Genomic DNA, 24,543 nt, shown 5'->3' on the forward strand with positions numbered 1-24,543 from the left:
GCTCAGCGTTGCGACTCGCGTTGGGCCTTGAGGATTTTGCTGCGGATGCGGGTGCGCTTTAAAAACGACAGGTGCTCGACAAACACCTTGCCTTGCAGGTGGTCGATCTCGTGCTGCAAGCAAATCGACTCCAAGCCTTCGGCCTCGATGGTGATGGGCTGGCCGTCTGGGTCGAGGGCACTGACGCGCACTTGGTGGGCGCGCTCGACGCCGTCGTAAATACCGGGCACCGACAGACAGCCTTCTTCGCCTTTGATGCGATCGCTGCTGGCCCACTCGATGACCGGGTTGATCAGGGCGCGGGGTTGGTTGTGTTCTTCGGACACGTCGATGACGATGACGCGCTCGTGCACATCCACCTGGGTGGCGGCCAGGCCGATGCCCTTGGAGTCGTACATGGTTTCGGTCATGTCGGCGATGAGTTGGCGGATGCGCTCGTCCACCACGGCCACAGGTTTGGCCACGGTGTGCAAGCGCGGATCGGGGTAGGTGAGGATGGTGAGCAAAGCCATGGGGGCATATTGTCCGCGCTTTTGCGCACCGACCCCAACGGGGCTGCCAAGCCCCCATGCAGGGGCCCACCTATTGCCAAAGCCCATCGGTGGGCCGATGATGATCACCAAAAAAATGCCCCAGGGAGGCTGAGATGACAACCACCACATGCGCCAGCGATGACTGGCCCGACTGGCTGCGGCTGGTCACCACACTTGGCGTGAGCACGCGCCAACTTCGTCAATTGCTCAGTGCATTTGGCGGGCCAGCCCAGGTGCTGGCCGCCAGCGAGGCCGATCGGGCGCACTGGGTGGGCGCGGTTGCGGCGGCCGCTTTGAGCCGCCCACCCGCAGACGCACCACTGCGCCGCGCCCGCACCGAGCACTGGCTGGCCCACCCGCCAGCGGGTTGTGTCCACCAAATTTTGACCTTGGGCGACGCCGCCTACCCCCAGGCTTTTTTGCAGCTGAGTGACCCGCCGTTGATGCTGTACCTGCAAGGCCAAGCCGCGCCATTGGACCGAACCGCCCTGGCGGTGGTGGGCAGCCGCAACCCCACACCACAAGGCCGCGACAATGCACAGGCCTTTGCCCGCGACCTGGCCGCCAGTGGCCTGTGCGTGGTGTCAGGCCTGGCGCTGGGCATTGACGCCGCCGCCCACGAAGGGGCTTTGCGCGGGGGCACCACACTGCCCTTGGCCACGGTGGCAGTGGTGGGCACTGGGCTGGACCGCGTCTACCCCAAGGGCAACCAAGCGCTGGCCCAAGAAGTGGCGCTGCGCGGCTGCCTGATCAGCGAATACCCGCTGGGCACGCCACCGCTGCCGGCGCACTTTCCGCAGCGCAACCGCTTGATCGCCGCGCTCGGCCAAGGCTGCTTGGTGGTGGAAGCGGCGTTGTCATCGGGCTCGCTGATCACCGCTCACCAGGCCTTGGAGTTGGGGCGCGAGGTGTTTGCCATCCCCGGCTCCATCCACTCGCCGCAGTCGCGCGGCTGCCATGCCTTGATCCGCCAAGGGGCCAAGTTGGTTGAGTCGGCCCAAGATGTGTGGGAAGAACTGCGCGCACCCGGCTTGTGGGGGCGCGATGCTGCGAACCCAACCATGGCGGGTGATGGTGATGGTGATGGTGATGGCAGTAGTGGCAGTGGTGGTGGCAATAACGGTGTGGGTCACTCGCCACCGCCAACTACCACCAGCACCGACGCCGTGCTGCAAGCCCTGGGCTGGGAGCCATGTGGCCTGGACCAACTGCAAGCGCGCTGCGGCTGGGACACGGCGGCGCTGCAAGCGCATTTGCTGCAACTCGAACTCGACGGCCAGGTGAGCCGCCTGAGCGGCGCCCGCTTTCAGCGCCTGCGCGCCGGCTGAGGGCACAAAACAAGGTATATTGGGTCCATGTTTGAAGTGCTTGTATTCGTCTACGAAAACTACTGGCGAGGCGATGCTTGCCCCGAATTGGACCAATTGGGTCGCAAATTGAGCGCCGCTGGCTTTGACAGCGATGAGATCGACCAAGCCTTGCAATGGCTGGCGGGTCTCAACAGCGCCTCGCGCAGCGCCAACCCGATTGACATCACCCCCACTGACCACGAACCCGCCGATGTGATGCGCCCCGCCTCAGCGGACAGCATGCGCATTTACGCCACCCCTGAGCAAGACCAACTGGGCGCCACTGGCCTGGGGTTTTTGAGCTTTTTGGAGTCGGCCGGTGTGCTGCCCGCGCACATGCGAGAAATCGTCATCGACCGCGCCATGGCCGTGCCGCAACGCCCCATCGACATTGACGACTTGAAGATCATTGTGCTGATGGTCTACTGGAGCGCCGGCATCGAGCCCGACGCCTTGGTGCTCGACGAGCTGTGCGACGACAACCACTCACGCATCGCGCATTGACGCCAACCATTTGCCCCAGAAAAAAAGCCTCGCGAGGGGCTTTTTGCCATCCAGGCGGCTAAATCCGCGCGCCCGAGTTGGGATCGTTGGGGTCCTCATCCACCACGCCGTCTTTGGCGATGGGTTTGATCAGGTCTTCGCGCTGGATGCCCAGCCACATGGCGATGGCGGCGGCGACAAACACCGATGAATAAATACCAAACAAAATGCCAATCGTCAGCGCCAGTGCAAAGTAGTGCAGCGTGGGGCCACCAAAGAACAACATCGCCAACACCATGAGCTGGGTGCTGCCGTGGGTGATGATGGTGCGGCTGATGGTGGCGGTGATGGCGTTGTCGATGATCTCGCGGGTGTTCATCTTGCGGTAGCGGCGAAAGTTTTCGCGGATGCGGTCAAAGATCACCACCGATTCGTTGACCGAGTAGCCCAGCACCGCCAGCACCGCCGCCAGCACCGGGAGCGAAAACTCCCACTGGAAATAGGCAAAAAAGCCCAAGATGATGATCACGTCGTGCAAGTTGGCAATGATGGCCGCAACGGCGAACTTCCACTCAAAGCGAAAGGCCAAGTACACCATGATGCCCAGCACCACAAAGCCCAGCGCCTTCAAGCCATCGACGGCCAGCTCGTCGCCCACCTGGGGGCCAACAAACTCGGTGCGGCGCAACTCGACCGCCGGGTCTGCCGCCTTCAAGGCAGTGAGCACTTGTTCGCTTTGCTGGGCCGAGGTTTGGCCGCGCAGGGCCGGCATGCGGATGAGCACGTCGCGGGTGGAGCCAAAGTTTTGCACCTGCACATCGTTCAAGCCCAGCTTGCCAATGGTGTCGCGCACCTGGTTGACGTCAACGGGCTGGCTGTAGGCCACCTCCATCAAGGTGCCACCGGTGAACTCGACCGATAAATGCAAGCCCCGGCTGAACAAGAAGAACACCGCCGCGACAAAGGTGATGAACGACACCAGGTTGAACACCAGCGCGTTCTTCATGAACGGGATGTCTTTTTGGATTTTGAAAAATTCCATGGCCGATAGGTCCTGCTGTGTGGAGGTGGGTGTCAGTCGCGCGGGGCCACGGCCTTGCCGCTGTCGGGGCGCCAAACGGTGCCAATCGAGACGGCTTGCAATTTCTTTTGCCGGCCGTACCAGAGGTTGACCAGGCCGCGAGAGAAAAACACCGCCGAGAACATGCTGGTCAAGATGCCCAGGCAATGCACCACTGCAAAGCCGCGCACCGGGCCGGAGCCAAAGGTCAGCAGGGCCAAGCCAGCGATCAAGGTGGTGACGTTGGAGTCCAAGATGGTGGCCCAGGCGCGGTCGTACCCGGCGTGGATGGCCGCTTGCGGCGAGACGCCATTGCGCAGCTCCTCGCGAACGCGCTCGTTGATGAGCACGTTGGCATCGATCGCCATGCCCAGCACCAAGGCCATGGCCGCCATGCCGGGCAAAGTGAGGGTGGCTTGCAGCATGGACAGCATCGCCACCAACAACAACAAATTCACCCCCAATGCCACGCTGGAGATGATGCCAAACAGCATGTAATAAACACACATGAACAGCGCCACCGCGGCAAAGCCCCAGCGCACGCTGTCAAAGCCTTTGGCGATGTTTTCTGCGCCCAAGCTCGGGCCAATGGTGCGCTCTTCGATGATCTCCATGGGCGCGGCCAGCGAGCCCGCGCGCAACAACAGCGCCAAGTCGGCGGCTTCGGTGACGCTCATCGAGCCCGATATTTGAAATCGGTTGCCCAGCTCGCCTTGGATGACGGGCGCAGTAAGCACCTCGCCACGGCCCTTTTCAAACAGCAAGATGGCCATGCGCTTTTTCAGGTTTTCACGGCTGGTCTCGCGCATGATGCGGCCACCCTTGGCGTCCACCGTCAGATCGACCTTGGGTTGCTGGGTTTGCGAGTCAAACCCGGGTTGCGCATCGGTCAAGCTGTCGCCGCTCAGGATGACTTGTTTTTTGACAATCACCACTTGGCCATTGCGCTCGCGGTATTTTTCGGTGCCATAGGGCACGGCCCCACCACCGACCGCAGCCGCAGTGCCCTCGGGGCTGTCGTCGACGAGGCGCATCTCGAGGGTGGCGGTGCGGCCCAAAATGTCTTTGGCCTTGGCGGTGTCTTGCACCCCAGGCAGCTGCACCACGATGCGGTCCAGGCCCTGTTGCTGAATGACCGGCTCGGCCACGCCCAGCTCGTTGATGCGGTTGTGCAAGGTGGTGATGTTTTGCTTCAACGCCTGCTCTTGCACGCGCCGCGCGGCTTCGGGCTTCAAGCTGGCGCTCAACTTGAACTCGCCGGCGTCGGGTGCGTCGGTGAAGGCCACATCGGCAAATTGCTCTTTGATCAGGTTGCGCGCGGCTTCCAAGGTGGCGGCGTCTCGCAAGCGCAATTCAATGGTGTCGCCATTGCGGGAAATGCCGCTGTGGCGGATGTTTTTCTCACGCAGCACCGAGCGCAGATCGCCCGCCGTGGAGTCGATTTTTTTGCTCAGCGCAGCGGCCATGTCCACTTGCAGCATGAAGTGCACGCCACCGCGCAAGTCCAGGCCCAGGTACATGGGGGCGGCGTTGAGCGATGTGAGCCATTGGGGGGAGCGCGAGATCAGGTTCAGGGCCACCACATACGGGGCCACCTCGGGGTCGGGCACCAGGGCTTTTTGGATCACGTCCTTGGCCTTGAGCTGGCTGTCCGTGTCAGCCAAGCGCACCTTGAGCGAGTTGTTCTCCAGGCTCAGGCCCGTGGGCTCGATGGCCGCATCTTTGAGCGCTTGCACCACCTTGGTTTGCAAGGCCGCATCGACTTTGTAAATGGCCTTGGCCGCAGACACCTGCACGGCCGGGGCTTCGCCAAAAAAATTGGGCAGGGTATAGAGCCCACCCATCAACAAAGCGACCACAATGATCGCGTACTTCCACAGCGGGTAACGGTTCATGATCGCCTCAGGCGCGGGGCCGTGGGGTGCGCATGGCTCCCGCTGCCCCTTGGGTGATGAAAAGAATTACTTGATGGTGCCCTTGGGCAGCACCTGCACCACAGCGGAGCGCTGCAAGTGGACTTCAACACCCGTGGCCAGCTCCAGGCCCAAGGTGGTGTCGCCGATGCGGGAAATTTTGCCCAGCAAACCACCGACGGTGGCCACTTCATCACCCTTGGCCAAGGCGTCGATCATGGCCTTGTGCTCTTTTTGGCGTTTCATTTGGGGGCGGATCATGACAAAGTACAAGACCACAAACATCAGCAACAAGGGCAGCATGCTCATCAATGACGAGCCAATGTCGCTGCCACCAGCGGCGGCCGGTGCGGTTTGGGCAAATGCGGAAGAAATGAACACAAGCAACTCCTGAGTTGGGGGGTGTGATGCGCAAAACACGCCGCGTTGGGCGGTGACGGCGGCCCAGCCCCCCAGAGGAGGCCTGGCCTGGCGCAGGCAAACGCGGATTGTATGCGTGCATGGCTGTGGCAGAAATCAGCGACAAATAACCCTTCGCCACTCACCCCACCCATTCGCGATGGGGCTTAAAACCCGTAATTGACACCCAAAGTGAGCGCAGAGATGCCAAAGGTGTCGCTGGTTTTGTAAAAGGTGTAGTCGACATAGGCGCGCATATTGCGGTCCAGCGCGTAGTTCAAGCCCAGTCCCGAGGAAAACCCATTGTGGGTGTCGCCGTTTTTGATTTGGGTGCTGGCAAAGCCCAGGCGGGCAAAAAAGCCAATGTCCGGGGTGATCGGCATGCTGGGCTTGATGTATGCGCCCCAAAACGGGCCCACGTCCCGGGTCACCGATGGGGTGACACTGTTTTTGCCCGACTGCACGCCGGTGCCCAACACGCCTTCGACATCGATGCCCGGATACAGGGCTTTGCTGATGCCCACCCGAATGCCCACCGGGTCGTAAGAGGTGGGCGGGGTGGCCAACTTGATCAGGCTGTAGCCGACATCAAAGCGCAAACCCTGAACCGCAGAGATGCCTTGGGCATGGGCTGCCACGGATGTGCCCAGCAGCACCGCCACAGCAAGGCGAGAAAGTTGTGTTTTCATGCTTGACCTTTGGATGTTGATGGGGCTTGAATATACCGCAAAGTAGCTATTTAGATCTAAATTTATCGGGTTCGAGCCTTCCTTGACACCTCACACCACGCCATTCATGCCTGGCGCTGCTCGGCTGGCGGTTGGGCCCAGCGGGTCATCAAGGCGTCCCATTGCTGGCGTGCAGTATGCAGGTGGCGTTCTTTGACGTGGCCAAAGCCCTTGATTTGCTCGGGGATGCGGGCGATCTCCAGGGCCAGGGTTTGGCGCTCGGGGCTGAACTGGGCCAGCACCTGCTCGATGCTGGCGCGGTATTGGCCGATCAGGGCGCGCTCGGTGCGCCGTTCATCGGTGTAACCAAACACATCCAAGGCCGTGCCGCGCAAGCCCTTCATGCGGGCCAGCGCTTGAAAGCCCCAGCGCATGGCCGAGCCATAGCGGCGCTTTTGCAGCTCGCCTTTGTCGTTGCGCTGGGCCAGCAAGGGAGGCGCCAGGTGGTAGACCACCTGGTAGTCGCCCTCAAACTGCTGGGCAATGCGCTGCAAAAACCCGGTGTCGGTGTGCAAGCGGGCGACCTCGTATTCGTCCTTGTAGGCCATGAGCTTGAACAAATTGCGCGCCACCGCCTCGGCCAGCGCGGGGGTGCTTTGCACCAGCACGCGGTCCACAAAAGCACGGTAGTGGGCGGCATAGGCGGCATTTTGGTAGTCGGTCAAAAAGGCTTCGCGCTGGGCGATCACGTCTTCCAAGGGCGTGCGTTTTTTGAACTGCACCACCTGCGCCGGCTGCATGGATGCCAACACGGCAGGCAAATCGTGGGCGCAGCGGCGGCCCCATTCGAACGCGGCCAAGTTGTTGGCCACGGCCACGTCGTTGAGCTCAATGGCGCGGTGCAGCGATGCCCGGCGCAGGGGCACCCAACCTTTTTGCCAGGCGTAGCCCAAGATCATCGGGTTGATGTAGATGCTGTCGCCCATCAAGCGGGTGGCGATGGTGTTGGCGTCAAACGCGCCCAAATGGGCTGCGGCATCGGCGCCGCCAATGGCTTGCAGCACGTCGGCCACGCAGCCCTCGCTGGGGTTGCCCCAAGCGCCGTTTTTCACAAACGCGGCGGTGGGTGTGCCGTGGTCGTTGATGGCCACGCGGGTGCGCCCGGCGCGCATGCGCTGCACCGTTTCTTTGCCGGCGCTGACGATGGGGTCGCAGCCAATGACCAAATCGGCCACGCCCACGCGGGTGGTGCGGATGTCATCGGCAGATTCGGCCAACAACACATGGCTCCAAGTGGCGCCGCCTTTTTGCGCCAAGCCGGCCGAGTCTTGGGTGACCACGCCCAGGCCTTCCAGGTGACCGGCCATGCCGAGCAACTGGCCAATGGTGATGACGCCGGTGCCGCCCACCCCCGCGACCACGATGCCGTAGCCACCCAAGTGCTGGCCCGAGGCCAAGCTGGGCAGGGTGGGTTCGGGCACATCGGGCAGCGCGGGGCTGGCCGCGTCTTGGCGCTTGGTGCTGCGCATCTGGCCGCCTTCGACGGTGACAAAGCTGGGGCAAAAGCCTTTGACGCAGCTGATGTCTTTGTTGCAGGTGCTTTGGTTGATGGTGCGCTTGCGGCCGAACTCGGTCTCCAAGGGCTCGACGCTGACGCAATTGCTTTGCGTGCTGCAGTCGCCACAGCCCTCGCACACCAACTCGTTGATGAACACCCGCTTGGCCGGGTCGACCAGGGTGCCGCGCTTGCGGCGGCGGCGCTTTTCGGTGGCGCAGGTTTGGTCGTAAATGATGACGGTGCAGCCCTTGACCTCGCGCAGCTCGCGCTGCACCCGATCGAGCGCATCGCGGTGCTCAATGGCAATGCCCTCGGGCAGCCCCAAGGTGGTGCCGGGGGCGCCGTTGGTGCCCACGCCGTCGTATTTGTCGGGCTCGTCGGTGACGATAACGATGCGCCGCGCCCCTTCGGCGCGCATGCTGTGGGCGATTTGGATCACCGAGTGGCCCTCGGGGGTTTCGCCCACGCGCTGGCCGCCGGTCATGGCCACCGCATCGTTGTACAAAATTTTGTAGGTGATGTTGACCCCGGCAGCGATGCTTTGGCGCACCGCCAACATGCCGCTGTGAAAGTAAGTGCCGTCGCCAATGTTGGCAAACATGTGGGTGTCGTGGCTGAAGGGCTGCTGGCCCACCCAGGGCACACCCTCGCCGCCCATTTGGGTAAAACCAGCGGTGCTGCGGTCCATCCACAGCGCCATGAAGTGGCAGCCAATGCCAGCCATGGCGCGCGAGCCCTCGGGCACGCGGGTGCTGGTGTTGTGCGGACAGCCCGAGCAAAACCAGGGCTGGCGCTCGGCCTTGATCTCCAGCACTTGCATGGCGCGCTCTTTGGCGTCGAGCACGGCGATGTGCGCTTCGATGTGGGCGCGGGTATCGGCGTCCACCCCCAAGGCGAGCAAACGCTGGGCAATGGCCCGCGCCACCATCGATGGGGTCAGGTCGGCATGGGCGCGCAACAAGGTGTTGGCGCTGGGGTTGTCTTGCGACCACTCGCCGCCGTCGGTGTTGCCCGCTGACTCATTGAACTTGCCCACCACCCGGGGGCGCTGGCCATCGGGCCAGTTGTACAAGCACTCTTTGACCTGATATTCGATCATTTGGCGCTTTTCTTCGACCACCAAAATTTCTTGCAAACCGCGCGCAAAGTCGCGCGTGCTGTGCGGCTCGAGCGGCCACACCACACCCACCTTGTGCACCCGAATGCCCAAGCGGTGGCAGGCGGCTTGGTCCAGGCCCAAGTCGAGCAAGGCCTGACAGGTGTCGTTGTAGGCCTTGCCGCTGGCCATCAAGCCCAAACGATCGTTGGGGCCTTGGGTGGTGTTGTGGTTGAGCCGGTTGGCGCGGATGTAGGCCAAGGCGGCGTACCACTTGTAAGTGAACAAGCGCTGCTCTTGGGACAAAGCGTCATCGGGCCAGCGGATGTGCACGCCGCCAACGGGCATGTCAAACGCCGGCAGCACGATGTTCACCCGCTCGGCGTCAATGGTGGCGGTGGCGCTGGACTCGACCACCTCTTGGATGGTCTTCATGCCCGACCAGACGCCGGCAAAGCGGCTCAGCGCCAGCGCATGCACGCCCATGTCCAAAATGTCTTGCACCGATGCCGGGAAGAACACCGGCATGCCACAGGCTTTGAAGATGTGGTCGCTTTGGTGCGCCGCGGTGCTGCTTTTGGCCACGTGGTCGTCACCGGCCACCGCCATCACCCCGCCCCACGGCGTGGTGCCAGCCATGGTGGCGTGCTTGAAAACGTCCGAGCAACGGTCCACCCCCGGGCCCTTGCCGTACCAAATGCCAAACACCCCATCAAAGCGGCGGCTGGCCGGGGGCGCAAAGCCCAGTTGCTGGGTGCCCCACAAAGCAGTGGCGGCCAGCTCTTCGTTGACGCCGGGTTGGAACACGATGTTTTGCGCTTGCAGGTACGACTTGGCCTTCCACAAAGCTTGGTCGTAACCGCCCAAAGGCGAACCCCGGTAACCACTGATGAAACCAGCGGTGTTTTTGCCGAGCAAGGCATCGCGCTGGCGCTGCAACATGGGCAGCTTGACCAGGGCTTGCACACCGCTCATGAAAGCGCGGCCCTGGTCGAGGGCATATTTGTCGTCCAAGCTCACTGTCTCCAGGGCTTGGCGGATGTGTTCGGGCAGCGGGGCGTTCATGGCTTGTCTCCTGGCACGGGGCTGGCTGACAGTGTAGGCGCAGGCCGGGGGCTTGTCAGCGCGGCCACAACACCCACAGGCGCAGGTTTTGTTTCACCCGCCCGGCCAGCTCACCGGCGGCAGCGCCTGCACCGGCGTAATAGTCGGCCCGCACCGGGCCCACGATGGCGCTGCCGGTGTCTTGCGCAAACACCAGGCGCTGCACCCGCAGCGCCGGCCCGTTGCTGGCCATCCACACCGGCGTGGCATAGGGGATGGACTCGCGGTCCACCGCGATCGAGCGGCCTGCGGTCAGCGGCACGCCTTGGGCGCCGCGCGGGCCGGCATCTTCAGCGCCTTCGCCCAAAGCCTCTTCGCGGAAAAACACATAGCGCGGATTCGCCCACAGCATTTCTTGCGCCCGCTGCGGGTTGCGCAACACCCAGGCCTTGATGCCATCCCAACTGGCGTCGCGCACCAGGCCTTGGTCAAGCAGCCAGCGGCCCACGCTTTGATAGGGTTGTCCATTGGTCCCGGCAAAGGCCAAGCGCACCCAGCGGTTGCGGCCATCGGGCTCTTGCACCCGCACCTGGCCCGAGCCTTGGATGTGCAACACCAGCGCATCGATCGGGTCGGCCAGCCAGGCGATCTCTTGCCCGGCCAAGGCCGCGCGGGCCTCGGGCAAGGTGTCGAGTTGCTGGCGGGTGAACCACGGCCGTCCCTGGCGCTGGGCTTGCTGGGCGGCGGCCGGAAAGGCGTACAAGGGCACACCAAAGCCCGGCCCGGCCTGGCGTGCGGCATTCATTTGCGGCTCGTAGTAGCTGGTGAGCAGGCCCTCAGTTGCGCCTTGCAAAGGCTCGACGCGATAGGGCTGCAAGCGGGTGACCATCCACAAGCGCTGCTCACTGGCGTCGGCAATGCTCAGGCGGCGCACGTCGGCGCACAAAGGGCCAAACACGGGGCCGGGGCGCTCGCAGTTTTTCAGCCACGCGTTCCAGGCCTCGTGCAGGCTGTCGTCTTGCCAACCTGGGAGATCGTCCCACGACACCGGCGTCCAACGGCTTTTCAGCGCCAGCTCGGGCGAAGGGGTGCCCGGCAAACCCGCCAAACCCGCACGGGAACTGGGCGCGCTTGGGGGTGCGACAAGCTCGGGGCTGGGGCTGGGCGTGGAGGGCGTAGGGGCGGCGCCCTGCGCTGGCCGTTCGGGTTGCGGGGCCATGACGCGAGGCGGTGCACTGCAAGCGACCAGGCTTCCTACAATCGCAGCCATGATCCAACTTGCCTTGGCCTGCTGAATGTGGCTGATCTTTCTTGAAGCCTTGGGCGCGGGCTTGCTGTTGGTGTTCATTGTTTGGTGGACGATGTTCTCAGGCCGCCCACCCACCCCTCCGATCGAGCCGGCTGAGCCCGATGCGCCTGATGCGCCAGCGGCCCCCAGCGAAGGCGCACCAACCGCCGCAGCCCCAGGCGTCGCGCCACCCACCCAAAAAGCGGACTGAGGGGTCTTCACGGCGCAGCGCGCACTCGGTTGGAGAGTTCGACAGCCGAGCGCACGGCCATTTTTTCGAACACCCGGGCGCGGTGCACCTCGACCGTGCGCACACTGATGTGCAACTGGTCGGCGATGAGTTTGTTGGGCAGGCCCTCGACCACGCACTGCATGACCTCGCGCTCGCGCTCGGTCAAACCCTCGATCAGCTGGGTCAGGCTTTGCTGGCGCTGCTGGCTGTGCAGCTGTTGCGCCGAGCGCTGCAAGGCTTGCTCAACCCGGTCCACCAGCGAGTTGTCCGAAAAGGGTTTTTCGCAAAAGTCGAACGCACCGCGCTTGACGGCATCGACCGCCGTGGGCACATCGGCATGACCGGTCAAAAAAATCACCGGCAAAGCGGGCAAGCAGCCTTTGTCGATCAGGCGATCAAACAGGGCCAAGCCACTGATGCCGGGCATGCGCACATCGAGCAACAGACAGCAAGCTTGGCGCGGCAACTGGGGCACATGGTCCAGCCCCAGGTGCTCGATCAGGCCCTCGGCACTGTCAAAGCACTGGGTTTGCAAACCGCGCGAGCGCAGCAGCCAAGCCAGCGCCTGGCGCACGCTTTCATCGTCGTCGACCACATAGACCAGGGCTTCTTGAACCGGTTGCATGGTCAAGATTGTGGCAGGGCGGGCACGGCCGGGCTGTGTGCCGGGTCTTGGGGCGCCAGGGCCAGGCTGAAATAAAACTCGGTGCCACCGCTGGCCAAGGCGCGGTGTTGCAAGCGGGCACCGTGTTGCTCCACCACGGTGCGGCACAGGCTCAGGCCCAAGCCCATGCCCTCGGCCTTGGTGGTGAAAAACGGGGTGAACAACTGGGATGACACCTCGGCGCTGATGCCCAAACCACCGTCGGCGATGGAGAACACCAAGCCCTCGCCGGGGTCGGTGCTGGGGCACACCACGATGCGCAAATCGCGCACCCGCCCGGTGGGCAGGTCTTGCATGGCTTGCATGCCGTTGCGCGCCAAATTGAGCAAGACCTGCTCGACCATGGTGCGGTCGCACCACACAGCGGGCAAGTCGCTGGGGCAGTCGACGTGCAAGCGCACACCGGTTTTGCGCGCTTGCAGCGTGACCAAAGGCAAGATGCTGTCCACCAAGCTGTGGGCGGCCACCGCCTCGCGCGCATGGTCGCGGCGGCGCACAAAGTTGTGCACGCTTTTGATGACCAAACCCGCGCGGCGCGCTTGGTCGGCGATGTGCTCCAAAGCCTGGCCGAGCTGCTGGCCCATGGTGGCGGTCATGGACGCATCGGCTTGCAACAGGTTTTGGCTGCCGCTGGCATAGCTGGCGATGGCGGCCAAGGGTTGGTTCAGCTCGTGGCTCAGCAGCGAAGCCATTTCGCCCACGGTGGCCAAACGGGCGGTGGCCTGCAAGCGGTCCAGGGTGGCGCGGCTCAACTCTTCACTGGCGCGTTGGGCGCTGATGTCGAGCACCGCACTCATCCAACCGGTTTGGCTGCCGCTGGCATTGATCAGCGGGGCCTCAAAAATCAGCACCGGGAAACGCTCGCCGTTTTTGCGCTGAAATTCCGACTCCGTGCCTTCGCGCGGCGGCGTGTTGCCGGCCAAGCGCCAGGCCTGGCGTTTTCCGTATTCATCCACCTTCTCGGGCGGCCAATAGGGTGCGGGAATGCCTTGGCCGAGCAACTCCTCGGCCTCAAAGCCCACCATCTCACAAAACGCTGGGTTGACATAGGTGATGCGCCCTTGCAGGTCACGCGCGCGCAAACCTGTGACCAGCGAGTCCTCCATGGCTTTGCGAAAGGCCAAAGCGTCGGCCAGGTCGCGCTCGGCGCGTTGGCGCCGGCGCATGTCGCGCGCCAACAAGGCCAACACCGTCACCAAAGCCAGTGACAAGCCCAGCACCAAGGCGGTGAGCAAATTGGGCAACCAATTGGGCGAGGCGCGCCAGCTGTCCAAACGCAGCACCAAGACATAGCCCGGCAAGTCAATGGTTTGCTGGGCGCTGAACAAGCGCGGGCCCCGATGTATGCCCCCGCGCAAGGCCAAACGGGTGCCGTCAAGTTCAACAAACGACACCTCTTGGGCGCGGGTGTGCTCGCGCCGGACCATGGCCTCGAGCATCTCCACCAGGGCGTAGCTGGCCACCAAAAAACCGCTCAAGCGACCGCCTTCGTACACTGGCAAGCACAGCTCCATCACCTCCAAACCTTGGCCGTCTTGCACCGACACAAAGGTGCTGGGTGCATACGCAGCCGCGCTGGTGCGCCGGGCCAAAGCGCAGGCTTGCTCAACGTCGGCCAGCGCGTTGTCGCGCCCCAAGCGGGCAAACACCGGGGTGCGGTAGACGCTGTCCACCCCCACCCGCAGTTGCAAGGCCGGGCCGCGCCATTCCAAACGCACCCACTCGCGGTGGTTGCGCAGTACCTCTTCGGCCGGTGCCACCCAGACCGCTGGGCTTTGCGCCTCGGGTTGCAGGGCTTGCAGGGTTTGCACATTGCGCTGCATTGCGGCACGCACGTCGCCCACGGCGTCCACCGTGTCGCGCTCGAGTTGATCTTGCATTTGGGCTTTTTCGTAGCGCAGCGCCAACCAGGCCAAGGCGGTCAGCAACACCACCACGAGCAACAGCAACACACCCCACAGCACCCAGCGGCGTGCTTCGACGGCAGCAAGCCAGCGCCAGCGGTTCACAACAAACGGTGGCCCAAGGCGGGCAATTGGCTGCGCCAACGCTCGAGGGTGGCCATGTCGAGATCGGCCAGCACCACACCGGCGTCGGTGGCTTGGTGCGCCACCACCTCGCCCCAGGGGTTGACGCACAGGCTGTGGCCCCAGGTGCGGCGGCCATTGGCATGCTCGCCGCCTTGGGCACTGGCCACCACCCAGCACAGGTTTTCCACGGCCCGGGCGCGCAGCAACACCTCCCAGTGGGCCTGTCCGGTGGTGTGGGTGAAGGCACTGGGCACCAGCAGCACATGGGCCCCGGCCTGGCTCAATTGGCGGTACAACTCCGGAAAGCGCAGGTCATAGCACACGCTCAAGCCCACGCGCCAAACTTGGCCGTCGCGTGCGCTCAGGTCAAACCAGGTGGGGGTGTCGCCAGCTTGGAGCACACGCGATTCGTCGTAGCGTTCTTGGCCATTGTCAAAGCCAAACAAATGCATCTTGTCGTAGCGCGCCACACATGCGCCCGACGGGTTGAACACCAGGCAACTGTTGCGCACCCGCTCAGGCTGGCCGCTGACCGACAGGGGCAGGGTGCCGCCCACCACCCACAAACCCAGCTCGCGCGCCGCTTGGGCCAGCATGCTTTGAATCGGGCCGTGGCCATAGGCCTCTTGGATGGCCAGCTTGTCGGTGTCGCGCTGGCCCAGCAGGCAAAAATACTCGGGCAACACGGCCAGCTCGGCCCCTTGCTCGGCGGCCTGGGCCAGCGCCTGGCGGGCGTGGGCCAAATTGGCATCGCGCTCGGTGCCCGAAACCATTTGGATCGCCGCCACCTTCATGGCTTGCCCGTCCTGGGGGTTTTGGCATCGCTGTCTGTGGCGGTGAAGGGGGTCACGCGCGGATCGGCCCAGCTGCCGTCCACGCGGAAGGTTCGGGTGTTGACATCGATCAAGGGCTGGCGCAACAGCAATTGGGCGAGAAAGCTGGTCAAACCGGCCAAGGGGTTGATCACCCCATAGACCAAGGAGGCGGTACCGGCATTGATCTCGGGCACCACCACCACCTTGATGTCCTGGGTTTCGTGTTGGATGTCGGCGCGACCTTCCATGAGGACCGCAGCGGCCACGCCCTTCATTTGCAAGTTGTTGGTGGTGGCCACGCCTTGTTCAATTTGCACATCGCCGCGAAAGAAGTCAAAGGCAAAGCCTTCGCTGAACAGGTCGCGGAAGTCCAGCGTCAAGCGCCGCGGCAGCGATTGCAAGCTGAGCACGCCGAGCAAGCGCGCCGCACCAGGGTCGGACTTGAGGAATTGACCGCGCTCGATGTTGACATTGAACTGACCCACCATGCTGGGGTAGTCGATGGTCAAGGGCGAGCCCTGCCAACCCACCTGGCCTTCCATGCGGCCCTTGCCACCGCGCACCGCGCCGGGTGTGCCCATGCGGGCCAAAAACTCACCCGCGTCGCCAATGTCCAAGGTGAATTTCAGCTGGGTGCGGCGGCGGGTTTGGCCCGGTAAAGCCAGCCAATTGCCGGTCGCGCTCAGCTGCGCTTCAGGCACCGTGAGGTTGAGCCGGTTGAGCCGCCACTCGCCAATCGCGCGTGGACCGGTGGGGACATTGACCGCCTCGACCTCGGCGCGGCCCAATTTTTTGCCACGCAGTTGCAACTCGTTGACCACGATGTCCAAGGCCGGCAGGCTTTTGGGTTGCTCGAACATCAGGTTTTCAATGTCGCTGACGGCGCTGGGTGGCACATCCAATCGCGCCAAGCGCACATACAAGCGCGCCGGTGTGTTGGCCACCACTGGGCGGTATTCCAAGTAGCCCTCGAGCTCTTGGGCGTGCAAGTTGGCCCGCCACAACGGGCCTTGGCGCGTGCCGCCGATGTGCAGTTGGTTCAATTCGCGCCGATCCCAGGTGACCTTTTGGGCCTGCACCACCGCAGCGTTGGGCAGGTACGCGTCCATGCCATCGGCCGCGCTGGGGCTGCCCAAACCGCCCAGGGCGTCGCTTTCCATCACCGCTTGCCAACGGTCCAGGTCGATGTTGGGCCAACTCAGTTTGACCAGCACCCCTTGGTCAGGCCAGGGCAAGGCCTCGCTGGCCCCTTGCCCCAGGGCGATGGCCCCGCGCAGCACGCGTGGCGTGGCGGCCGTGGTGTCGCGCTCATAGCGCACATTCAAAGCGCTGCCCAAACTGGCTTGCAGGCTGTCGCGCCGGCCATCGCGCGTCACCCGTTGCTCCACCCGCAAGGGCCAGGTGGCCTCGGCGCTTTTGGCCAAGGGCGCGGGCAATGCGATCTCCAGGCCTTGCAAACTGCTGGTGAGTTGCCACTCGGGTTGGCCTTGGCGCAAACCCAGGTTGAAGCTGTAGTTGCTGCGCCCGCGTAAGAAGGGGGCCAGGCGCGCCAAGCCAGGCAAGTCGCGCGCCGCGCGCATGCCCTCGGCGGTAATGGCCCCTTGCACCTGCAAGCTCAAGGGCGAATCGTCCACCGCTGCGCGGGTGTTGTAGCGCAGGTCCAAGCGTGTGTCGCCGCCCCACACACGGGCTTGGGCGTCGGTCACGCTCAGGCTGGTTTCGGTGAATTGCAGCGTTGCGCGCAAGCGCGACATGGCCGGGGTCCAACTCGACCACTGCAAGTCGTTGCCGGGCAGCACCATGCGCCCTTGCACCCGCACCCGCTCGGGCGCGGCCAAAGGCAGGGTGAAGGCCAAGCGCAGGTCGGCCAGGCCGCTGCCTTGGGCGCTGTCAAAAACCTGCCCGGTCAAGGCACCCAGCGGTGTGCGGGTCACCACTTGCAGCCATTCGCCCAAAGGGGCGCGGCCATCGGCACTGAGCTCGACCTGCGGGGCCGCGCCCATGTCAGGGATCTGGGCTTGGATGTTTTGCCACGCCAAATTGGGCACCGAGGGCATGCGGGCCTTGGCGTTTTTGATCTGGAAACTGGTGCGGTTCAGCACCAACTCGCCCGAGGTCACGCTCAACGCGGGCCACTCCACAGGCGCTGGGCTTGCCCGCGCGGCGCTGGGGTTGGGCACGGGTGAGGGCACATAGGCAAAGCCCACGTCTTTGAGCTGGCCTTGGATGGAGAACTCGCCTTGTTGCGGTTGGCGAAACGGGAACTGGCGCAAGTCACCCTTGATGCGCACCGCAGCTTGCAGGCCTTGGCCGCGCAGCAAAGCATTGCGCAGGTAATCGCGCACACCGGCATCGATGGCCGTGGGCAAATAACGGTGCAGTTGGCGTGCCTCGATGCGGACAATTTTTCCCTTGAGGTCGAGCACCCCTGGCCCAGGCTGATCGCCTTTGGCGCTGCTCCAGCTGCCACTGGCCTCGACCGCAGCATCGGCATTGCTCAGCTGGGCATCTTTGAATTTCACGCTCAAGGCGTCACCATTGCGCTGCCACTCCACATCGGCCTGTGCCTTGTCCACCACCAGGCGGGGCTCGCTCAGGCCCAAGGCCCCTTCGATCGCGCCCGACTTCATGGCCAATTGGATGCGGCCCTTGGTTTGGTCGAAGTCAAAGTCCAGGTCCGCCCCTTGCAAACCCGGCAGCGACCACGCGCCAGCAAGCAAGGCCGGCTTGATCTGGGCTTGGCGCCACTGCCCTTTGGCGCTGTAGCGGGCGCCGCCCACATGGTCTTGCCATTGGGCCTTGAGGCCCTCGAGTCGGCCCTGCGGCTGGTGCGCGCTCAAGGCCTCGCGCAAGGCCGCCGGCAGGGGCAGGCGTTGACCGATGCGGGTGAGGGCACTCAGGTCCAAGCGGTCGGCACTGACCTCCATCGGTCCGTCCCCGGGTTGTTCGCCACGCCAGCCCAAGCGCACGGCGCCGCCGGGCCATGGCTCGCCCTCGGCGGTGGCAAATTGCAGGTCGTCGCTGAACACCGCATGGCCGTTGGCTGTGCGCTCATAGCCGACGCGGCCGCGCAAGTCACGCAAGTCCAAGGGGGTCAAGCCAGCACCCCACTGGAATTCAGCACGGTCAAAGGCCAGGTCGGCGGTGATGCCGCTGATTTGCAGGGGCGCCACCACGTCCACCCAGGCCTCGACCGCGCCCGCCCCTTTGAGCCAGGGGTCGGCGTCGGCGCCCAGCTGAGAGGGGGTGCGCAACCACGCGGCGTCCAAGCGCGGGGCTTTCACATAGATTTGCCCCGACCACTCTTGCCAGCGCCCGTTGTGCAAGCTGAGCAAGGGTTGGCGAAACTGCCCGCGCAGGCTGAGCCGCTCGCCCCAGCCCGCCGGTGGCGTGGCGTCGAGACGCAGATCGTGTTGGTTCAGGTGGTTGCGCACCACGGCGGTGACGTTTTCCAACCAAACCGGCTCGGGGCCAGGGCGGGTGTCGTCGCGCCAACGCACCCGGCCTTGGCTGACGAGAAATTCGGACTGCGAAAAAAACCAATCCAGGGCATCGCTGTTGTCAGCGCCGCCCAGCGTTTGCCCAGCCAAAAGCCACTGGCCTTGGGCATCGCGCCCCACCTCCACCTCCAAGCCCTCCAGGTGCACTTGGTCAAACGACAAGCTGGTGAGCGAGCGCAGCGATAAACGCATGACCAAACGGGCCACGCGCAAGCTGGGCGGGTCTTGTGGGTTGGCGCTGTCCAAGACCTGCAGGTCTTGGATTTCAAAAGTCGGTATCCAGCCCTCGGAATGGGCGCTGAGCTCGCCCATGCGCAGGTTGACGCCCATTTTTTGCACCACCTGGCGCTCGATCCAAGGCCGAAAATCACCAATGCGGGGCACAATGACCGCATGGATGCAACCCCACACCAGCAACAAGGCCACGCCGGCCCACACCAGCGTCCAAACCAGTCCCCGCGCCAAGCGTGCCAGCATGCGCAGCCCAGGATGGGAAAGTGGGGTGGCAGGCGAGGTCTGGGTCATGGGCACGTGTAAGTCCATCTAATTATCCCCTGCCACCACCCCAGCCCCACCATGAGCGAGCCCTTGCCCCCTGCAACCCCCTTGAAAGCGCTGGCTGCGCACAGCCGATTGGTGCAACGCTTGCGCCGCCGCTATGGCGATTGGCTGGCGCACCTGCCCCCCGGCGCGCCGGTGGCGGACAGCATGGCCGTGGCCTATGCACGGCTGCGCGAGCAGGCTGGCCTGGACGTGCCCGATGCCCTGCGCTGCCTGCGCCAATGTGTGCTCGAGCGGCTGGTGGTGCTCGACACCGAACAAGGCGCCGACTTGTCCGTGGTCACGCGGGCCATGACCGAGTTGGCCGAATTCACCCTGGACGTGGCCTGCCAAATGGCGTTTCAACAACTGGATGAATTGCATGGCGCGCCGCTCAAAGCCGACGGCACGCGCTGCCCGTTTTGGATCGTCGGCATGGGTAAGTTGGGCGCGCGCGAGCTCAACGTCTCCAGCGACATCGACTTGATTTATGTGTACGAAGAAGACGGTGAAACCACCGGGCGTGACGATGGGCGCGGCCAGATCGACCACCAGGGCTACTTCAGCAAGGCGGTCAAGCTGATCTACACCTTGATCGGCGACACCCAAGCCCATGGATTTGTGTTTCGCATGGACTTGGCCCTGCGCCCCAACGGCATGTCGGGGCCGGCGGTGATCTCGCTGTTGGCGCTGGAAGAGTATTTTTTGGTCCAAGGCCGCGAGTGGGAGCGCTTTGCCTGGCTCAAAAGCCGGGTGGTGGCGCCGCGCTGCCACATGCAACAAGCACATGCCCTGCGCGACACGGTGCAGCCCTTTGTGTATCGGCGCTACTTGGACTACAGCGTGTTTGAAGCCCTGCGCGGCTTGCACCGGCAAATCCGCGACCAAGCGGCGCGCCACAGCGCGGGCCGCCCGGAGCGGGCCAACGACGTCAAGCTCGGGCGCGGCGGCATCCGCGAAATTGAGTTCACGGTGCAGCTGTTACAAGTTGTGCGTGGCGGGCAATTCCCGGAGCTGCGCACCCGGCCCACCCTGAACGCCTTGCAGCGCCTGGCCCGCGCCCAACTGATGCCCGAGCCCACCGCCCAAGCGCTGGCCCAGGCCTATGTGTTTTTGCGCCGGGTGGAGCACCGCATCCAATACCTGGACGACCAACAAACCCATGTGCTGCCCACCGATGCGGCCGACCTGCTGTGGCTGGCGCACAGCTTGGATCTGGCCGATGTGGCCGCACTGCAAGCCGCGTTGTCGCGCCACCGCGCGGTGGTGGCGGGCGAATTTGAGCGCCTGCTCGGGCAAGACGGCGCCCCCGCAACGCCGGTGGCCAAGAGCAGCGATGCGGCCACCCGCGCGGCCAGCGACATGGACCAAGCGCTGGACCTGGAGGCCTTGGCCCCCTTGCTGCCGCCCGCCTTGGCTGAGCGGGTGCGCGAATGGCCCGACCACCCGCGGGTGCGGGCCTTGCGCGAGGACGGGCGCCAGCGTTTGGTCAAGCTGATCAAACGCACCCACCAGTGGACCCAAGAGGGCAGCATCAGCGAAACCGCTGCGCTGCGCTGGTGCGATTGGATCGAGCCCTTGCTGCGCCGCGAAAGCTATTTGGCGCTGCTGCTTGAACGCCCCCAAGTGCACCAACAACTGCTGCGCTTGCTGGGTGCCGCGCGTTGGACCGCGCGCTATTTGCTGCAACACCCCGGGGTGATTGACGAGTTGGCCAGCCCGGCCTTGCTGATGGAGCGCTTTGACCCCGCCGAGATGCAGCGCAACCTCAACGAGCGCCAGCAGGCTTTGGCCGGCGTGGGTCAAGACGACGAGGAAAGCCTGCTCAACTTGCTGCGCCGCGCCCACCATGCTGAGACCTTTCGCATCCTGGCGCGCGACGTGGAGGGCCGCTTGGGGGTGGAGCAAGTCGCCGACGACTTGAGCGCGTTGGCCGATGTGATCTTGCGGGTGACCGCGCAATGGGTATGGCAGCGCCTGAAACAACGCCACCGCGAAGCGCCCGCGTTTGCCATCTTGGCCTACGGCAAGTTGGGCGGCAAAGAGCTGGGCTATGGCAGCGATTTGGACATTGTGTTTGTGTACGACGACGCGCATGAGCAGGCCGGTGAAATCTATGCCCAGTACGTGCGCAAAATCATCCACTGGCTGACCGTCAAAACCGCCGAAGGCGATTTGTATGAAATTGACACCGCGCTGCGACCCAACGGCAACTCCGGCCTGTTGGTGAGCGACTTCGAGTCGTTTGCCAACTACCAAGCCCAGCGTGGCAGCAACACCGCTTGGACCTGGGAGCACCAGGCGATGACACGGGCGCGTTTTTGCGTCGGTCAGGCCGACTTTCAAGCGCGCTTTGATGCGGTGCGCGAGCAAGTCATTTGCGCCCCGCGCGACCTCGCCGCCTTGGCCCAAGAGATTGGTGCCATGCGCGAGAAGCTGCGCCAGGCCAGGCCGCCACAGGCGGGGCTGTTTGACGTCAAGCATGGCCCCGGTGGCATGGTGGACGCGGAGTTTGCGGTGCAGTTTTTGGTGCTGGGCCATGGCCAAGCCCACCCCGGCTTGCGCGCCAATGTGGGCAACATCGCCTTGCTGCAACTCGCCGAAGCGGTGGGCTTGCTGCCCACTGGCGTGGGCCAAACCGCGGCCCGCGCTTACCGCAGCTTGCGCCGCTTACAACACCGCGCCCGCTTGGACGAAGCCCCGACCCAGGTTCCACCCGAGACCGTGGCCACCGAAAGCCTGGCCATTGCGCGTCTGTGGGAATGCACTTTGGGGACCCAGCCCGCGGCTTCGCCCTGAATCGGCATCAGCGGTTTTGGCGAATTTTCTGCACCAACGCCGTGGTCGAAAAACCCGACACAAAAGGGATGGCCAAGGCCGTGCCGCCCCAGCGGGCCATGGCCTGGGTCTCGGGCAAAGTGGCCATGTCGTAATCGCCCCCTTTGACCAGCACATCCGGGCGCAGGCCTTCAATCAGTTGCAGCGGTGTGTCTTCGTCGAACCAAGTGACGAGGTCCACCGAGGCCAGCGCGGCGATCAAACAAATCCGGTCGGCCTCGCGGTTCAAGGGGCGATCATCACCCTTGCCCAAGCGCCGGGCCGAGGCATCGGTGTTGAGCGCCACCACCAAGCTGCCCCCCAAGCGGCGCGCCTGGGCCAAGTACGTCACATGGCCTCGGTGCAGCACATCAAACACCCCATTGGTGAACACCACCGGCCCGCGCACGCGCAAGGCTTCAACCGCCAAAGAGGCCTGGGCTGGGGCCACGCATTTGGCCAAAAAATCGGGTTCATCCATGGCGCTGATTCTAGGGATGCGTTGCCCATGTGGCACCCATCGCGGCGAAAGCATTGTTAGGCAGCGGGCGCTTGGCTGCCTAAACGCCCCGTGGTGTCACAGCGGAGATGCCACAGGGCTAGAGAGCGCCTAGTGCTGGCGAGCGGCCAACGCTGGCCCGGGGAAGACGGGCGCAACGGGGTTCAGCGCTGCGGGGCTTTGGGCGCATGGGCGGCGCGCCATTTGCGCACCTCTTGCGCGATGTCGCCAAGCTGGGTCAAGGGCACCATGCCGGGTATTTCGCGCCGGCGCAAAGCGGGTGAACTGCCGCCCGCCCAAATCGTCACATGGGCTGGCAACATGCTGCGCAACTCTTGCAAGCCGTCGACCACTTGGTTGGGGTTCATGTTGATGCTGCAACTCAACGCCACCACATCCACTTGGTGCGCTTGCGCCGCCAAGACAATGTCGCGCAGCGGCGTTTGAATGCCCAAAGACACGCAGCGGCAGCCCTCGATGGCCATGATGCTTTGGGCCATCAACAAGCCCACGGCATGGGACTCTTGGGGAAAGGTGGTGAGCAACACCTTGGGGGTGCTGTGCAGGCCTTGCTCGGGCACGCTGCCAATGGCATGGCGAATGACGGTGGTGACCGACTCGGTGTAGAGGTGCTCCTCAAACACCTCGAGCGCACCGCGCAACCAGGCTTCCCCCACCATCACATTCAGCGGGGCCACCACTTCGGTGACAAACCGCGTCAGTCCCAAGGTGATGGCGGCTTGGCTGAAGGCCCGGCGCAAGTCCTCGGCCCGGTGTTCTTTGATCATTTGCATGAAGTCGCGCAAATCGACCTCGGCCTCGCCCTCGTCCGTTTGAGCCACCCAGTGCACGCGCTCGCCCGACATGCCCTGGCTCAAGCGCTGCAACTCTTCAATCGGCAAAGCCACGATGCGCCCGGGGCGGTGGCCTTGGTCGAGCAGTCTTTTGATGACGCGCAGTTTTTCTACATCTGACAAGGTATAGGCACGCTCGCCAAAGGCATCGCGCCCCGGTTGCGGAAAACCATACCGGCGCTCCCACACGCGCAAGGTGTCCTTGGCCAGCCCCGTGTCACGCTCCACACCGGCAATGGACATGGTCAAGGGCTCATGTTGGGCGCGAAAATTCATGCAGCAATGTCCTTGTGGGGGCCTTGGATTAGCCAAACTGTCCTAGACAATTTGGCCTGTTTGGGCGATCATCGCCCATCTGAGGCCAAAAATCAAGCCCAGGGATACGCCTGAATCAGGATGCCGTTTCAGGGCGATGGCCCTGAATCCGCTCGACAGACCCGCCACCCCCGCAAGCGCCACCCACCGCATTGGACCGACCCATGAAACTGCACCCAAGCTGCCCCACGCACCCCACCCTGGCCCAGGTCGGCTTGGCCCTGTGGCTGTGCGCGGCAGGCTTTTGGACTGGACTGGGGGCGGCGGTGGCCCAAACCACGGGCCCAGCCAGCGTCGCGGCCCCGACCCAAGCCAGCGCCAGCGGACCCGCAGGCGCCGCCTGCCCACGCCTGCTGCGCCACACCCACGATCGGCTGCAAGACGAAAAACCCCAATCCCTGTGCCAATACACCGGCCAGGTGGTGGTGGTGGTCAACACCGCCAGTTTTTGCGGCTTCACCCCGCAGTACAAGGGCTTGGAAGATTTGTACGCCCGCTACAAAGGGCGCGGCTTGGTGGTGCTGGGCTTTCCCTCCAACGACTTTTCCCAAGAACCGGACTCGAACCAAAAAATCGCCGACTTTTGCGAAAACACCTTTGGGGTCAAGTTCCCCATGTTCAGCAAAACCAGCGTCACCGGCAACCAAGCCGTGCCTTTGTTCAAGCAACTCGCCGAGCTGACCGGCACCCGCCCGCGCTGGAACTTTTATAAATATGTGATTGCCCGCGATGGCACCCATGCGGTCGCCTTCAGCAGCATGACCGGCCCCCAAGACAAAAGCTTTGTCGCCGAAGTGGAAAAGCAGCTGAGCGTCAAGCTGCCCTGACACTTTTCGCCAAAATACATACACTGCGGGCCCATGTGCCCCATTGACCCTTCTTTTTG

The 24,543-nt window shown here is 64.0% G+C and carries 18 protein-coding genes; 5 read left to right on the forward strand and 13 right to left on the reverse strand.

The genetic code is table 11. The annotated features are described in order from the left end of the window. Positions 1 to 2: 2 nt before the first annotated feature. Positions 3 to 512 (reverse strand): peptide deformylase, encoded by a 510-nt coding sequence (def, locus tag AC8GFZ_RS12595; protein ID WP_506645245.1) that lies wholly within the window; start codon positions 510 to 512, stop codon positions 3 to 5. A gap of 134 nt (positions 513 to 646) precedes the next feature. Here def and dprA point away from each other — a divergent pair, with 134 nt between their 5' ends. Together dprA and AC8GFZ_RS12605 are read left to right on the forward strand one after the other, a co-directional pair. Beyond that, positions 647 to 1,861 (forward strand): DNA-processing protein DprA, encoded by a 1,215-nt coding sequence (gene dprA, locus AC8GFZ_RS12600; protein ID WP_506645246.1) that lies wholly within the window; start codon positions 647 to 649, stop codon positions 1,859 to 1,861. A 27-nt stretch (positions 1,862 to 1,888) separates the two neighbouring features. Further along, positions 1,889 to 2,386, forward strand: a complete 498-nt coding sequence (locus tag AC8GFZ_RS12605) for a Smg family protein (RefSeq protein WP_506645247.1) — start codon at positions 1,889 to 1,891, stop codon at positions 2,384 to 2,386. A gap of 58 nt (positions 2,387 to 2,444) precedes the next feature. Here the strand turns inward: AC8GFZ_RS12605 and secF are convergent, their stop codons facing one another. From secF to mltA, 6 genes are all read right to left on the reverse strand, one after another. After that, positions 2,445 to 3,407, reverse strand: coding sequence for a protein translocase subunit SecF (secF, locus tag AC8GFZ_RS12610; protein ID WP_506645248.1), 963 nt, complete (start codon positions 3,405 to 3,407; stop codon positions 2,445 to 2,447). Positions 3,408 to 3,439: 32 nt separating this feature from the next. Further along, positions 3,440 to 5,320, reverse strand: a complete 1,881-nt coding sequence (secD, locus tag AC8GFZ_RS12615; RefSeq protein ID WP_506645249.1) for a protein translocase subunit SecD — start codon at positions 5,318 to 5,320, stop codon at positions 3,440 to 3,442. A gap of 66 nt (positions 5,321 to 5,386) precedes the next feature. Then, positions 5,387 to 5,719, reverse strand: coding sequence for a preprotein translocase subunit YajC (yajC, locus tag AC8GFZ_RS12620; RefSeq protein WP_506645250.1), 333 nt, complete (start codon positions 5,717 to 5,719; stop codon positions 5,387 to 5,389). A 185-nt stretch (positions 5,720 to 5,904) separates the two neighbouring features. Continuing rightward, entirely contained in the window at positions 5,905 to 6,426 is a 522-nt protein-coding gene (locus tag AC8GFZ_RS12625) for an outer membrane beta-barrel protein (RefSeq protein WP_506645251.1), read from the reverse strand. A gap of 104 nt (positions 6,427 to 6,530) precedes the next feature. After that, a complete protein-coding gene (locus AC8GFZ_RS12630; RefSeq protein ID WP_506645252.1) occupies positions 6,531 to 10,124 on the reverse strand; it encodes an indolepyruvate ferredoxin oxidoreductase family protein in 3,594 nt (1,197 codons plus the stop codon). Between the two features lie 55 nt (positions 10,125 to 10,179). Further along, positions 10,180 to 11,466 carry a murein transglycosylase A gene (gene mltA, locus AC8GFZ_RS12635; protein ID WP_506645337.1) on the reverse strand — a complete coding sequence of 429 codons (1,287 nt, stop codon included), beginning with the start codon at positions 11,464 to 11,466 and terminating at the stop codon, positions 10,180 to 10,182. Between mltA and AC8GFZ_RS12640 the strand changes: the two genes are divergently transcribed. Next, entirely contained in the window at positions 11,399 to 11,602 is a 204-nt protein-coding gene (locus AC8GFZ_RS12640; RefSeq protein ID WP_506645253.1) for a hypothetical protein, read from the forward strand. The two genes, mltA and AC8GFZ_RS12640, sit on opposite strands and share 68 nt — an antisense overlap. A 7-nt stretch (positions 11,603 to 11,609) precedes the next feature. Here AC8GFZ_RS12640 and AC8GFZ_RS12645 read toward each other — a convergent pair whose 3' ends face one another. The 4 genes from AC8GFZ_RS12645 to AC8GFZ_RS12660 are packed head-to-tail and all read right to left on the reverse strand — an operon-like array spanning position 11,610 to position 19,175. Further along, on the reverse strand, positions 11,610 to 12,248 hold the full coding sequence (locus AC8GFZ_RS12645) for a response regulator transcription factor (protein ID WP_506645254.1): 639 nt from the start codon (positions 12,246 to 12,248) through the stop codon (positions 11,610 to 11,612). A 2-nt stretch (positions 12,249 to 12,250) separates the two neighbouring features. Further along, positions 12,251 to 14,296, reverse strand: coding sequence for a two-component system sensor histidine kinase NtrB (locus tag AC8GFZ_RS12650; protein ID WP_506645255.1), 2,046 nt, complete (start codon positions 14,294 to 14,296; stop codon positions 12,251 to 12,253). Further along, positions 14,293 to 15,111 carry a carbon-nitrogen hydrolase family protein gene (locus AC8GFZ_RS12655; protein WP_506645256.1) on the reverse strand — a complete coding sequence of 273 codons (819 nt, stop codon included), beginning with the start codon at positions 15,109 to 15,111 and terminating at the stop codon, positions 14,293 to 14,295. The genes AC8GFZ_RS12650 and AC8GFZ_RS12655 overlap by 4 nt, the downstream gene beginning before the upstream one ends. Beyond that, positions 15,108 to 19,175 (reverse strand): YhdP family protein, encoded by a 4,068-nt coding sequence (locus AC8GFZ_RS12660; protein ID WP_506645257.1) that lies wholly within the window; start codon positions 19,173 to 19,175, stop codon positions 15,108 to 15,110. The genes AC8GFZ_RS12655 and AC8GFZ_RS12660 overlap by 4 nt, the downstream gene beginning before the upstream one ends. Before the next feature lie 33 nt (positions 19,176 to 19,208). Here AC8GFZ_RS12660 and glnE point away from each other — a divergent pair, with 33 nt between their 5' ends. After that, complete coding sequence (glnE, locus tag AC8GFZ_RS12665) at positions 19,209 to 21,971, forward strand: bifunctional [glutamate--ammonia ligase]-adenylyl-L-tyrosine phosphorylase/[glutamate--ammonia-ligase] adenylyltransferase (protein WP_506645258.1); 2,763 nt, start codon at positions 19,209 to 19,211, stop codon at positions 21,969 to 21,971. A 7-nt stretch (positions 21,972 to 21,978) separates the two neighbouring features. Here the strand turns inward: glnE and rfaE2 are convergent, their stop codons facing one another. Both rfaE2 and AC8GFZ_RS12675 read right to left on the reverse strand, forming a co-directional pair. Continuing rightward, positions 21,979 to 22,470, reverse strand: coding sequence for a D-glycero-beta-D-manno-heptose 1-phosphate adenylyltransferase (gene rfaE2 / locus AC8GFZ_RS12670; RefSeq protein ID WP_506645259.1), 492 nt, complete (start codon positions 22,468 to 22,470; stop codon positions 21,979 to 21,981). Positions 22,471 to 22,652: 182 nt separating this feature from the next. After that, positions 22,653 to 23,618: a MerR family transcriptional regulator gene (locus AC8GFZ_RS12675; protein ID WP_506645260.1), complete on the reverse strand. Its 966-nt coding sequence runs from the start codon at positions 23,616 to 23,618 to the stop codon at positions 22,653 to 22,655. Positions 23,619 to 23,821: 203 nt separating this feature from the next. Between AC8GFZ_RS12675 and AC8GFZ_RS12680 the strand changes: the two genes are divergently transcribed. Continuing rightward, positions 23,822 to 24,484: a glutathione peroxidase gene (locus AC8GFZ_RS12680; RefSeq protein ID WP_506645261.1), complete on the forward strand. Its 663-nt coding sequence runs from the start codon at positions 23,822 to 23,824 to the stop codon at positions 24,482 to 24,484. Positions 24,485 to 24,543: the final 59 nt, after the last annotated feature.

Source organism: Limnohabitans rimovensis (SeqCode), assembly GCF_965234775.1.
GTDB lineage: Bacteria > Pseudomonadota > Gammaproteobacteria > Burkholderiales > Burkholderiaceae_C > Limnohabitans > Limnohabitans rimovensis.